Genomic DNA, 12,396 nt, shown 5'->3' on the forward strand with positions numbered 1-12,396 from the left:
ATGCTGATCGCCATGACCGGCTGGGGACAAGAAGCGGACCGGGGCAAATCCACGGATGCAGGTTTCGCACGGCATCTGGTCAAGCCGGTGGATCCGGCGACGCTGGAGACGGTGCTGGCTGAGATCGCCGCGAAGGTAACGGGTAACCGGTAACGGGTAACGGGTAACGGGTGTCGAGTTCGGAGTTCGGAGTTCGGAGTTCGGAGTTCGGAGTTCGGAGCGGCATCATGGGCGCCGCCTGCCGGTGTCAAGTCCAGCGTTTGGTATTCTTTTTCTGCGTTCTTCTGCGTGTTCTGCGGACGATTCCGTCTTCCCGCCCTGCTCCACCGCCACCGGGCGATTGGAACCGGCGATACGACGCCTCCGAACCCCGAACTCCGAACTTCTCCGCCTCTTCCCGCCCTGGTCGCCGTGTTCCGCCGTGTTCGCCGTGTGAACTCCGTCGTTGTGCCCGCCAAACACGCTGTGGCCGCAGCAGTTACCTAAGCCTCGATCCAGCGCTTCGCCCGTTCGAGGGCCTTGCTCCATTCCTGGCGCAACCGATTCTTTTCGCTTTCGGCCATGTTCGGCTCAAAGGTCCGGTCGGAGGCCCACTGGGCGGCGATTTCGTCCGGGGACTTGTACATGCCGACCGCCAAGCCGGCCAGGTAAGCCGAACCCAGCGCCGTCGTCTCGGGGTTTTTGGCGCGCACCACCGGGATGCCCAGCAGGTCGGCTTGAAATTGCAGCAGCAGGTTGTTGGCCGAGGCGCCCCCGTCGACGCGCAATTCCTTCAGTTGGATGCCTGAATCGGCCTCCATGGCGAAGAGCAGGTCGGCCACCTGGTAGGCGATACCTTCCAGGGCCGCCCGGGCCACGTGGGCGTTGGTCGCCCCCCGCGTGAGGCCCACGATGGCCCCGCGAGCGTACGCATCCCAGTGCGGCGCACCCAGCCCGGCGAAGGCCGGCACCAGGTAGACCCCGCCGTTGTCGGGCACCTGCGCCGCCAGCGCCTCCACTTCCGACGAGGCGCGGATCAGTTTAAGCCCGTCGCGCAGCCATTGCACCACCGCCCCGGCGATAAAGACACTGCCTTCGAGCGCATAGGTGGTCCGGTCGTTGCGCCGCCAGCCGATCGTCGTGAGGAGCTTGTTCTTGGACGGCACCGCTTCGGTATCCGTGTTCATCAGCAGGAAGCAACCCGTGCCGTAGGTGTTCTTGGCCATGCCCGGCTTATGACACATCTGGCCAAAGAGGGCCGATTGCTGGTCGCCCGCAATCCCGGCGATCGGCACCCCGGCCATCGAGCCGGCCGTCTCGCCGTACACTTCGCTGGAGCTCTTGACCTGCGGTAACACGGAGGCCGGGATGTTGAGGGCCTTGAGCAGTTCCTCATCCCAGCGCCGCGCGTGGATGTCGAACAGCATGGTGCGCGAGGCGTTGGTCTCATCGGTCACGTGTACCCGGCCTTCGGTCAGCTTCCAGATGAGCCAGGTGTCGACGGTGCCGAAGGCCAGTTCACCGCGTTCGGCCCGTTCCCGCGCGCCGGGCACGTTATCCAGCATCCAGGCCAGCTTGGTGCCCGAAAAGTAGGCATCGATGACCAGACCGGTCTTTTGCTGCACGGTTTGGGTCAGGCCCTTGGCCCGCAGTTGGTCGCACATGCCCGCTGTACGGCGATCCTGCCAGACGATCGCGTTGTGGACCGGTTGTCCGGTCCTGCGGTCCCAGACGAGGGTAGTCTCGCGCTGGTTGGTGATGCCGATGGCCGCGATGTCGCCGGCCCGGATCCCGGCCCGGGCGATGGCATCGGCGGCCACGCCGATCTGGGAGGACCAGATCTCGTTTGGATCGTGTTCGACCCAGCCGGGCTGGGGAAAAATCTGGGTGAACTCGAGTTGAGCGACGGCGACCACTTTGCCCGAGGACTCAAGAACGAGTGCGCGGGAACTGGTTGTGCCTTGGTCGAGGGCAAGGAGGTAATCGGGCATGGGGGAAAGAAAAGGTTAGAGATGGTGGGTCGGTATTGCCCAGCATCACTGCCAGGCCCCAGCCCAGGACAATGTTGGTGTAGCCGCCTTTGACGACTTCGCCCGGGATAGTGGGGTCGACGCGGGCAGACAGCACGGCCATAGCCACCGAGCCGCAGCCGAACAGAATCAGCACCGCGGCGCCGAAAAACTGTGCGACGAATTCCTGAACTTCATGAGGAACTAGTTAGTAGGGGATCATGAATTAAGCCACTTCGTGAGCCGTTGAGAGGAACAAGGAGCCGCCTTGCGCTGGTCACTGGGGGGGAATGGCTGTCTGAAAAGGACAGTTAGCGGTCCCTGAACGATGAGTCAAATAAAATGCACGCTTGTTCATTCCTTTGCCCCCAGGGTATGTCCCGAGTTTATTTCCGGCCGCCACCAAGGCATACTTTGCTTCGTCATGACTCGCCCCCGGAACCCTAACGCCCTGGCAGTCAAAGTCGCACGGCTCTGTTACTATCAGGGATTCACCACCGAGCGCATCGCGCAGGAGTTAGGCCTTTCCCGGCCGAAAGTGTCGCGCTTGCGAACTCACGCGCGCCAGGCCGGGCTCATCGAAATTCGGGTTCATGACCCGGAAGCGCAGCCGCAGGAAATCGAGCAAGAGATCCAGGACCGCTTCCACATCCCGGCAGTGAAAGTCGTCACCGTACCGGTTAACTCGGACGAAGATGAGTGGCTGCGGTGTGTTGCGACTTTTGCCGCCAAATACCTGAATCACCTTATCCATTCGGAGATGGTGGCCGGTCTGGCCTGGGGCGCCACCACGGACGCGATCTCCCGCCACCTGACGCCGAAGCGCTGCCTGCACGTCGACATCGTCCAGTTGAACGGATCCGGCAACGTTTACTCGATGAACAATTTCTATATCGGGGATATCTACACGCGGTTTGCGTTAAACTATGGAGGGCGCGCCCACCTGTTTCCGGTTCCGGCTTTCTTTGACCGCCGCGAATCGAAGGAAGCGATGTGACATGAGCGATCGATCAGGCGTTTGTTAGAACTGGCGAGCCGGGCCGACCTGCTGGTTTACAGTGTCGGATCGCCCGATGCCCGGGTTCCCAATTATGTGCATGCCGGTGGATTCCTTGAACCTGAAGACCTCGACGAGTTAAACCGCGCAGGGGTGGTCGGCGACATCGCGACCGTCTTCTACCGGTGCGACGGCACGTATGATCAGGCCCCCCTGAATGCCCGCGCCAGCGGGCCCGGCCTGTCGTTGTTCAAGCGGGCCAAGCGCGCTCTATGCGTCGTGTCCGGTTTGGGCAAAGCCCTCGGGCTGCGCCCGGCCTCGCGGGGCGGTTTGATGAGCGAACTCATCGTGGACGAACCGACTGCCCGGGCCCTGTTGTGGCCGGACAGCCAGGACGATCACACGGCGGCCCCGGAGATCTAAGCGGGCACGGAAGAGAATGCCACGAATGGAAGAGAGTGCCGGGTGTCGGGTGCCGAGTGCCGGGTGAGAGAGACGCTATATCCGTCGTGTGCCCGCCAATCTGTGTAATCTGTGGATGTTTCCGCTTTTCTGCGTTCTCTGCGTGTTCTGCGGATCATTCTGTCTTCCCGCCGTGGCGCCGTGTGACCCGACACTCGACACTCGACACTCGACACTCCCATTTGCGGCATTTTCCTCAGGCCGGTGGAACGTAGCCCTGGGCGACGGTCTTGAATTCCTGCACCGTCTGCTTCTGCCAGCCTTCGTCCCGTTTAAGTTCCCGCGCGATCAGCTCAGCCACCCGTGGGGCGGCTTCAATACTGGCGCGCGCGCCCAGCAGCAAGGCCCGGGTTCGGCGTGCCAGCACATCCTCCACCGTCCGCGCCATCTCGCCGCGCACGGCCCAGACGACCTCAGCCCCGATGTAAGGCAGTTCCGGGTGCAGCTTTTCGGCTAAAGCCGGCTCTTCCCGCACGATTTCCTGAATATCGGCTGCATCCGCCCCATACACGCGCAAGGCAGGTTCGTCGATAGCCTGCTTGGTCCACCCATGGATCTGGAGATGCTCGGTTCTACACGGGCGCTCGTCGAAGCCGGCCATGGTCTCGGCCTGGTCGACGGCGTCCTGGGCCATTTTGCGATAGGTGGTCCACTTGCCGCCCGCGATCGTCAACAGGCCGGCGTTCGAAATCAGAATGGTATGATCGCGCGACAGCGCCGCCGTGCTTTTGGCGTCGCCGACCTTGACCAGCGGCCGCAGCCCCGCATAGACGCTCAGCACGTCGCTGCGGCTGGGCCGCTTGCTGAGATACTTGGCGGCGTTGGTCAGGATGAAGCCGATCTCTTCTTCCATCGGCACCGGTTCCGGCACGATGTGATCGACGCTGATGTCGGTGGTGCCGACCACGACGTGATCGTGCCAGGGCACGGCAAAGAGCACCCGGCCGTCCGGCGTGTGCGGCACCATCACGGCGCTGTTGCCCGGCAGGAAGGTTTTCGGCAGCACCACGTGGGAGCCCTGACTGGCGGCGATGACGGTCCTGGCGTCCGGTTCGTCCATCTTGCGCACCGCATCGGAGAATACTCCGGTGGCGTTGATCACCGCACGGGCCCGAATCCGGTGTTCGACCCCGGTTTCCAGGTCGCGGACCACCGCGCCGACGATCAGGTCGTTTTCTTTGATCAGCTCAACGACGGGCATGTAGTTGACCGCCAAGCCGCCCAGGTCGAAAACGGTTTGGGCCAGGTTGACCGCCAGGCGCGAATCGTCGAATTGCCCGTCGTAGTAAGATACCCCGCCCTGAAGGCCGGCCGGTTCGAGCGTCGGGATCAGCTCGAGGGTTTCGTCCCGCGAAAGTACGTGGGAAGGGCTGAGGCCCAGTTTGCCGGCCAACCGGTCGTAGATCTTCATGCCGATGCCATAAAAGGGGCCTTCCCACCAGCTGTAAATGGGCACGATAAACTCCAGGTGATGGACCAGGTGAGGTGCGTTTTCGCACAACAGGCCGCGTTCGCGCAACGCCTCCAGGACCAGTGAGATGTTGCCCTGTTTGAGATAGCGTACCCCGCCATGCACCAGCTTGGTGCTGCGGCTGGAGGTGCCTTTGGCGAAATCAGACTGCTCAACCAGCAGGGTGCGGTAGCCGCGGGCGGCGGCGTCCACGGCAACCCCCAGACCGGTCGCGCCCCCGCCGATGACGAGGAAATCCCAGGGTTCACGGGTGTTTTGGATCTGGTCCAGTACGGTGTCACGTTTCATGGAGGGACGTTCTTTGTTCTTCTGACTAGGTGACTGGCGGTTTTCCGGCCTGAGAACCTTCAAAATCGCGCAGCCGGCGGCGATTGCATTCCCTCGCTTCGATTATCCTCCGAGGTTCCGATTTGAAGCGCTCCAGGTGCTTTAGCGTGGTTTACCCGACGGTGCCAGTTTGATCCCGTGGGGGGCACCAAACGCAAAACCCGGCTGGGGGAGGGGCTGTTCGCTGTGAAGGCTGATACTGAAAAGTGAACAGTTTGTCAAAAAAATGTATCAACTGTTCAGTAAAGCGCGAGCGCGCCGCATTCTGTAGCCGGCCAGCCACTTGCCAGCGCCGTCCGGCAAACGCATTTTAACTGAAATGGTCCGCATTGGCGGATCGCCCGTAGTTGCCTGATATCCTCACGACTGATCTGATGAAGCCGTCCCGATTACTTGCGTCCTGCCTTTGCACCGCTCTCTTGGGGTGTTCCCACTTCGATACGGTCGACAACCGGGATCACGCCATCGACGTTTATTATCCTAATCCGAACGAGATACAGCTCGCGCAAAACCGGGTGTCCAGGTACCGGCAAAACAACCCGGCGCGGCTGCCGCAGGCGACGCGTTACCTGGCGGTATCGGCCACCAGGGTCCTTTCCTACGAAATTCAGGACCTTTGGCCGAAGCTGATCAACTCCGAGACGACGGCAAGCTTTTTTGCACATGGGAGAAAGCTGACCTATTCCAACCTGGACGCTTACTGCATCATGATTTATGACACGGCGGCCAACCGGTTTGTAAGCGATCGCGGGTTTGTGACGGTAGATCTGCCGCCCCGCGGTTCGGTCGCCCGCTGGGACGGTTACATGGCAAGGTACATCGGGTCTGGATCCTGACGGCCGCCGGGCGAAGATTTAAGCGTTGATGGTTTCAGACTGGGTTCGTTGCCGTGGATTCCTTCACCTATCTCTGGGTCCTGCTCTCAATCGTGCTCGGACTGGCAATCACGCAAGTCCTGCAAGGTTTTCGCGGCCTCATCCTGACCCGGGCGCGGGTGACGCTCTACTGGCCGACCCTGATCTGGGCGGGGCTTGCCCTTCTCATCCCCATTCAGCTGTGGTGGGCCAGTTTTGGCTTCCACATGCGCGCCCGTTGGACCTTCCCGGGGTTCTTCGTCCTCGTCCTGCAGGCGATCAGCACGTACATGGTCGCGGCCCTGGTCTTGCCGGACATCGCCGGCGAAAGGGTTGTCGATTTGCGAGAGCATTATTTTGCGCATCGAAGCTGGTCCTTCGGTGCCCTTGCTGCGTGTCTCGCCTTCAGCGCGGCAAAGGAATTCGCCCTCCGAGGCCATCTGCCCGATCGCGTGAACGGGATATTTCATCTGCTTTTCGGCTTGGTGGCGATAGCCGGCGCGAGCACGCGGCGCGAATGGTTCCACAAACTGGTGGCGCCGGCAGTCGGCGTGCTGTTCCTGCTCTACATCGCCCTGCTGTTCGCGCGGTTGTAGAGCGTAGCGGAGGCTCCTTCCCAGGTGCCTGCCGGCTTTACACCCATCAGACCGTATAAAGGGTCTAGGCCCAACGGGCCGGGAGACGGTTTGATGGCCTGAAGGGCCAATGGAACATAGCCCCGGGTTCAGCCCACCGCCATTTAGTTAAGGCCCGGTGGATGGGGGTGCTTTCGTCCCGGAGGGACGGCTGAGGTTAGGCAGGTACTTCATTGCCTGTGCTGTGCGGGCGTCCCCCAGGGGTTGCGTCCCATCGGGACGCCTGAAGGCGTGCGCCAAATAAGCGGGCGTCAACGGTTGGGGGACGTTCGGGTTTTCGTCGTCGAGGGTCGTGCCGAGTTTGGCCGGCCCCTTGCGAGCAGGAACCCTCCGGGGCAGCGTTTCAGGCGTCCCGACGGGACGCGCTCCCTCTTAAATGCCCCTCTCACAGGCACTAAAGGACCTGCCTAACCTCAGCCGTCCCTCCGGGACGAAAGCACCCCCATCCACCGGGCCTTAACTAAGCGGCGGTGGGCTAAAATCTCGTGTGCCTTCGGGGCGGAAGACGGTCGCCGGGCCACCCCGGCGCGGGCCTTTGCTTTACCGCAAGCGTTGAAGGGCCGGGGGTCGATCCTCCCGTTGCGTTCTTCCGGGGCTAAAACCGGCTCAACGCTCCTGAGAATGAGTTCAGGTTTTCGCGAGGACGCTCAGTGCCTCCCGGATCAGGAGCACAAAACGGTGCGGGTCCCGAGCCGAGCGTCCGACGAAAAGCCCGTCGACGCCCGTCCCGGCCACAAGTTCCCGGCAATTGCCGGGCCCGACGCTGCCTCCGTAAAGGACAGGGACTTCGCGGCCGGCGCCACCCCACGACCGCTCGAGCGCCTGCCGGATCAAGTCGACGCAAGCGGCAACCTGGTCTCCGGACGGTGAACCTTTCGCGGCTTCTCCGATCGCCCAAACCGGTTCGTAGGCGACGATCAGTTTGCCTGGCGCAGCCGGGGTGACGCCGTCCAGCGCAATCCCTATTTGCCGCGAAAACGTTTCACCGAGCATCACGGCGCTCATGCCGGGCTCGGAATCCCCGACGCAGAGAACCGCATAAAATCCGTCCTCAAACGCCCTTTTCAGTTTGCGGTTGATGATTTCGTCCGATTCGCCAAAAAGCGAACGCCGTTCGGCGTGTCCTACCATCACGATCGTGGCGCCTTCCTGCTTCAGCAATGCCGTCGAGAGTTCGCCGGTAAATTCACCTTCCGGGGCCCAATGAAAGTTCTGAGCACCAATGAGAAGGTTGCTGCCGGCAGCTTCTGAAGCCATGTCCCGGATGAGGGTGGCGGGCGGTAGGATAAAAAGTTGCGTTTCCCCGAGCTGGGGCAGGGAGGCGGCGACGACGCGAGCGTACGTGCGCGCCTCCTCGCGACCCAGGTTTCGCATCTTCCAATTGGTACCGAAAGTCAGCATCATGGTAACCGGCGAAGACTGCCCGTCTGCGCTGTGAACCGCACCCTGGCGGGACGCGTGAGAACCTAACCTTTCGGCAAGTGATTGGCCAGCCCGCGCAGAAACACGGAAACCGACGTGGCGCCGGGATCTCGACCCGCGGCCGCCCTCTCGCCGAGCGTTCGGGCGCGGCCGAAGCGCGGCAGCAAACCGGCGGTCGACTGAGCACCGTGTTCGGCCGCCGCGGCAGTCTGCGCCAAGGCTGAGTCAAGGGCCGCTGACGCTTGAGTCGCCTGCTCCAAGGCGGCAATGGCAGGCACGACCGCGTCGAGCATCGTTTTGTCGCCAGGTTGAGCCTTGGTTTTTTGTTTCAGGGCTTCCAGACCGCTCTTGAGGAAGCCGAACAGCGTTTGAGCGTCCAGCACCTGCGAGGCGGCGCACGCCTTTGCCCCTTGGAAAAATACCCCGAAAAGAACCCCGGAGGCGCCTCCCATGCTCTTCATCATCGCGCGACCCGCCAACGTGAAGACGTCATTAACGCTGCCGAGGTCAGCTCCGCGCAATGCATCGGTTGCCGCTTTCGCTCCACGCGCGATGGTCGTGCCGTGGTCGCCGTCCCCCAGCGCCCGGTCCAGTTCATTAAGCTCATCACGCCTGGCCGCGATATCCTCCAGCGCATGCATGACCAGTGAACGGGTTTGTTCAATATTTAAGCTCATCTCAGCTCTCCGCGGAGTTTAGCGCTGCACGTCAGGATTTGGTGAAGCAAAATGACCGGCATGGGGCCGCCAGCAACCCCTCGAGTTCATCGTCGAGTTGGCTGATCGTAATCGAAAATCCCGCCATATCCAGCGACGTCGCGAATTGGCCCGCGGCCTGGTAAGCAACCGGAACAGAATGGGTATCGAGAAATTTCCGGACATGGCCCGAGATGGCCAGTAACTCCAGCACCGTCGTGCTCCCCAGCCCGTTGATCATGACCGCCGCACGCGTCAGGGGAAGCTTGGTTTGCTCAAAGTCAGCCACCAGCATCTCCAGCATCTGCGGCACCAGCTCTTCAGCCGGTTGGTGCGCGGAGCGCCGGACGCCCATCTCGCCATGCAGGCCCATGCCGATCTCAATTTCTCCTTCCGGAAGCTCAAACATCGGTTGGCCGGTATCGACGGCCGTGGCCGCCCGGGACGCCACCCCTAACGAGCGGGTATGGAGGTTGATCTTTTCGCCGATTCGAACCACGTCGGTAAACGACAGGCCGCGATCGGCTGCCGCCGAAATGACTTTGATGACGAAGATGTCGCCGGCGATTCCACGCCGGTCCTCCAACTGCGGGACCTGAGCGGAAGCGATGTCGTCGTGGACCCGGACCTCAGCTACCTGAAGGCCGTTTTCCTTCGCTTCGTCGGCGGCCACGCTGAAATTCAGCACGTCCCCGGAATAATTCCCGTAGACCAGGACCACTCCTTCATCCGGCTTGACCGCCTCAATTACCGCGGAGATCGCATCCGGCGCGGGTGCCGCAAACACCTGGCCCGCAACCGCACCGTCAGCCAGCCCGGGGCCGGAAATCCCCAGAAAGAGCGGTTCGTGCCCGCTGCCCCCTCCGACCACAATCCTGACTTTGCGGTTTGCATTTTCAGGACAGACTACCGCAAGGTGCGTTCCGACCCGTTGCAGGGGGACTCCGGTGTAGGCAAGGATCCCCGATAATGCGTGTTCGATGGCCGTTTCTGGATCGTGGGTGAAGTAGCGCATTTGATGGTCCGGGTACCGGTTTTTGAGTAAGGTAAAACTTACTTACTGGATCACTGGATTGTATACCCGCCATCGATCACGAGGTTTGCACCATTGATCATGGCGGCCGCTTCGCTTGCGAGAAAGAGGGCGCAAGCGGCGATTTCTTCCGGGTAGGCAAACCGGCCGGCCGGAATCTTTTTCTTCATCTGGTCACCGACTTCGCCTGCCCACGCCTTCTTGCCGAGTTCCGTCAGAACCACCGTCGGCGAGATGGCGTTCACCTGGACGTTATGTTTAGCCCATTCGAGGGCGAGGACCTTCGTCATGCTGATGATCGCGGCTTTACTCGCGCAGTAGGCCGAATGGCGCTCCAGGGCAATCACGCCGGCTTGCGACGCCAGGTTGACGATTTTCCCGCCGCCGCGCCGGATCATTTCCGCGCCGATGCGTTGCGCCAGGAAGAATGGCGCCTTCAAGTTCAGGTTCATCGTTTTATCCCAGTGAGCTTCCGGAGTTTCGAGCGCCGGATCGAGCAAAGCGACGCCGGCGTTGTTAACCAGGATGTCGATGGCCCCGAACCTCGAGAGGCCCTCGCCAACGGCGCGTTCCCGCTCGGCGGGTTGGGTAACGTCCGTCATGACGGTCGCAACTCGCTGCGGATCCGGCGCGAGTTGCCGCCCAACCTCGGCAATGCCCGGATTGAAGTCGATGAGAATGAGATTTGCCCCCTTCTCATAAAACAGGGTGGCGATCGCGTGCCCGATGCCGCCGGCCGCGCCCGTGATGAACGCCGTCTTACCCTGTAACCTGAAGTCCTTGTCGTAGCCGGTGAATAATTCCATGCGTGGGCAAACGGTGAATGCGATTGCGCGGTTAACGTTAAACGATGAAACCCCTCTGCCGTAACCCGAAAGACGGCAACCGGACACACCGGGCAGTCAGCTCCGTTTGGAGGAAAACGCGGCCGGCCTCGGTCCGGCTGCCGCTTTTCGGGGGGTGACCATGGTTGTATGGACACAATCCGAAGGCTTCAGGTTCGTCAAGTCGTTTGATTCGGAGACGCTGATTGCGGGCCGTGATTTTCGGCCGGGATCGCAACGGTCATTGCGCAAAAACCGGGCCGGCTGACCGAATAATCGTGATCCGTGCCTTTCGCCGGACTTCATTTGAAATTAAGCTACGGGCGTATGGAAGCCCTGGTACTTGAACGCAAAGGTGAACTGTCGATCCGCGACATTGATCTGCCGAGTGAAGTGGGTCCTCACGATGTTAAGATCGCCATTGATACCGTCGGCATTTGCGGCAGCGACGTGCATTATTACGAATACGGAAAAATCGGTCCTTTCGTCGTCAATGAACCGATGGTGCTGGGTCACGAAGCCGCGGGCACGGTGGTGGAGGCCGGCAGGCAGGTGAAACACCTGAAGCCGGGCGACCGGGTCTGCATGGAACCGGGCATCCCGGACCCGAACAGCCGGGCAGCGCGCCTTGGCATCTATAACCTGGACCCGGCGGTGCGTTTCTGGGCGACCCCGCCGGTGCACGGGTGTCTGACTCCGTACGTGGTGCATCCGGCCGCTTACACGTTCAAGCTGCCTGACAACGTGAGTTTCGCCGAAGGAGCCATGGTTGAGCCGCTGGCTGTAGGCATGCACGCGGCCGTCAAGGCGAAGATCAAGCCGGGCGATCTGGCGGTCGTCATGGGTGCCGGCCCGATCGGGGTGGTGACTGCGCTGTCGGCGTTGGCCGGTGGTTGCAGCCAGGTTGTGCTTACGGACGTGCAACAGCCCAAGCTGGACCTGGCAGCCAAGCTCGGCCCGATCCGGCCCGTTAACGTCGCCAAAGAAAATGTACGCCAGGTTGTCGATGAACTGACGGATGGGTGGGGGGCCGAACTGGTGTTCGAAGCGACGGGCGCACCGGCAGCCATCCAAAAGGTGCATGACCCGTTGGCCCCGGGGGGAAGGATTGTCCTGGTGGGCATGCCGATCAAACCGGTGGAGGTCGACATTGTCTCGTTGCAGGCCAAAGAGGCGTCGATCGAGACGGTGTTCCGGTACGCGCACGTCTACCCGCGTGCGCTCGCCCTGATGGGTTCGGGTAAGATTAACCTTAAACCGCTCATCAGCCGTACCTTTGAGTTTCGCGAGAGCGTGGCAGCGTTTGATTTCGCGCTTAAAATGCCGCCCGACTGCGTGAAGGCGCAGATCCGCGTAAGCGCCGGGACGTAACCCGCGGATAAAACAGAACATCCGCAGAACACACTCACACAGCGGGCACAGCGAGGGTGGCGGGCACGGTCACAGAAGTTCACACGGTCACACGGCGGGCACGGCGATCGGGCGGGCACCACGTAAGAGTTCACACGGCGAACACGGCGGACCACGGCGACCACGGCGGAAAGAGGGGAAGGAGTTCGGAGTTCGGAGTTCGGAGTTCGGAGTTCGGAGTTCGGAGTTCGGAGTTCGGAGTTCGGAGTTCGGAGTTCGGAGTTCGGAGCGGCAGCATGGGCGCCGCCTGTCGGTGTCAAGTCCCGCAGCTGGGATTC

At 61.8% G+C, this 12,396-nt stretch carries 11 protein-coding genes and 1 pseudogene; 5 read left to right on the top strand and 7 right to left on the bottom strand.

Annotated features, from left to right (window positions below):
- Positions 1-153: hypothetical protein (locus JO015_20545; protein ID MBW0001491.1), on the top strand; the 153-nt coding region annotated here is incomplete at its 5' end.
- A gap of 329 nt (positions 154-482) precedes the next feature.
- On the opposite strand, the gene glpK is transcribed toward JO015_20545, so the two are convergent.
- Both glpK and JO015_20555 read right to left on the bottom strand, forming a co-directional pair.
- Positions 483-1,970: a glycerol kinase GlpK gene (gene glpK / locus JO015_20550; protein ID MBW0001492.1), complete on the bottom strand. Its 1,488-nt coding sequence runs from the start codon at positions 1,968-1,970 to the stop codon at positions 483-485.
- Positions 1,909-2,145: a hypothetical protein gene (locus JO015_20555; GenBank protein MBW0001493.1), complete on the bottom strand. Its 237-nt coding sequence runs from the start codon at positions 2,143-2,145 to the stop codon at positions 1,909-1,911. The genes glpK and JO015_20555 overlap by 62 nt, the downstream gene beginning before the upstream one ends.
- 267 nt (positions 2,146-2,412) lie before the next feature.
- On the opposite strand from JO015_20555, the pseudogene JO015_20560 reads away from it, so the two are divergent.
- Positions 2,413-3,408 (top strand): annotated as a pseudogene (locus JO015_20560) (sugar-binding transcriptional regulator).
- A 235-nt stretch (positions 3,409-3,643) separates the two neighbouring features.
- Here JO015_20560 and JO015_20565 read toward each other — a convergent pair.
- Positions 3,644-5,206 (bottom strand): glycerol-3-phosphate dehydrogenase/oxidase, encoded by a 1,563-nt coding sequence (locus JO015_20565; GenBank protein MBW0001494.1) that lies wholly within the window; start codon positions 5,204-5,206, stop codon positions 3,644-3,646.
- Between the two features lie 413 nt (positions 5,207-5,619).
- Here JO015_20565 and JO015_20570 point away from each other — a divergent pair, with 413 nt between their 5' ends.
- Together JO015_20570 and JO015_20575 are read left to right on the top strand one after the other, a co-directional pair.
- On the top strand, positions 5,620-6,081 hold the full coding sequence (locus tag JO015_20570; GenBank protein MBW0001495.1) for a hypothetical protein: 462 nt from the start codon (positions 5,620-5,622) through the stop codon (positions 6,079-6,081).
- A 53-nt stretch (positions 6,082-6,134) separates the two neighbouring features.
- Entirely contained in the window at positions 6,135-6,695 is a 561-nt protein-coding gene (locus JO015_20575) for a hypothetical protein (GenBank protein ID MBW0001496.1), read from the top strand.
- A 666-nt stretch (positions 6,696-7,361) separates the two neighbouring features.
- On the opposite strand, the gene JO015_20580 is transcribed toward JO015_20575, so the two are convergent.
- The 4 genes from JO015_20580 to JO015_20595 form a co-directional block, all read right to left on the bottom strand.
- Positions 7,362-8,138: a triosephosphate isomerase gene (locus tag JO015_20580; GenBank protein ID MBW0001497.1), complete on the bottom strand. Its 777-nt coding sequence runs from the start codon at positions 8,136-8,138 to the stop codon at positions 7,362-7,364.
- A 62-nt stretch (positions 8,139-8,200) separates the two neighbouring features.
- Entirely contained in the window at positions 8,201-8,833 is a 633-nt protein-coding gene (dhaL, locus tag JO015_20585) for a dihydroxyacetone kinase subunit L (GenBank protein ID MBW0001498.1), read from the bottom strand.
- A gap of 31 nt (positions 8,834-8,864) precedes the next feature.
- Entirely contained in the window at positions 8,865-9,866 is a 1,002-nt protein-coding gene (locus JO015_20590; protein MBW0001499.1) for a dihydroxyacetone kinase subunit DhaK, read from the bottom strand.
- Positions 9,867-9,916: 50 nt separating this feature from the next.
- Positions 9,917-10,690 carry a D-threitol dehydrogenase gene (locus tag JO015_20595; GenBank protein MBW0001500.1) on the bottom strand — a complete coding sequence of 258 codons (774 nt, stop codon included), beginning with the start codon at positions 10,688-10,690 and terminating at the stop codon, positions 9,917-9,919.
- 345 nt (positions 10,691-11,035) lie between these two features.
- Here JO015_20595 and JO015_20600 point away from each other — a divergent pair, with 345 nt between their 5' ends.
- A complete protein-coding gene (locus JO015_20600; protein MBW0001501.1) occupies positions 11,036-12,079 on the top strand; it encodes an NAD(P)-dependent alcohol dehydrogenase in 1,044 nt (347 codons plus the stop codon).
- Positions 12,080-12,396 lie beyond the last annotated feature (317 nt).

It is taken from the genome of Verrucomicrobiota bacterium (genome assembly GCA_019247695.1).
In the GTDB taxonomy this organism is placed as follows: domain Bacteria; phylum Verrucomicrobiota; class Verrucomicrobiia; order Chthoniobacterales; family JAFAMB01; genus JAFBAP01.

Bases quoted from the DNA above. Each gene is read 5' to 3' on its own strand.
- glpK (MBW0001492.1), bottom strand. From the start codon at position 1,970: ATGCCCGATTACCTCCTTGCCCTCGACCAAGGCACAACCAGTTCCCGC.
- JO015_20565 (MBW0001494.1), bottom strand. From the start codon at position 5,206: ATGAAACGTGACACCGTACTGGACCAGATCCAAAACACCCGTGAACCC.
- JO015_20570 (MBW0001495.1), top strand. From the start codon at position 5,620: ATGAAGCCGTCCCGATTACTTGCGTCCTGCCTTTGCACCGCTCTCTTG.
- JO015_20580 (MBW0001497.1), bottom strand. From the start codon at position 8,138: ATGATGCTGACTTTCGGTACCAATTGGAAGATGCGAAACCTGGGTCGC.
- dhaL (MBW0001498.1), bottom strand. From the start codon at position 8,833: ATGAGCTTAAATATTGAACAAACCCGTTCACTGGTCATGCATGCGCTG.
- JO015_20590 (MBW0001499.1), bottom strand. From the start codon at position 9,866: ATGCGCTACTTCACCCACGATCCAGAAACGGCCATCGAACACGCATTA.
- JO015_20595 (MBW0001500.1), bottom strand. From the start codon at position 10,690: ATGGAATTATTCACCGGCTACGACAAGGACTTCAGGTTACAGGGTAAG.
- JO015_20600 (MBW0001501.1), top strand. From the start codon at position 11,036: ATGGAAGCCCTGGTACTTGAACGCAAAGGTGAACTGTCGATCCGCGAC.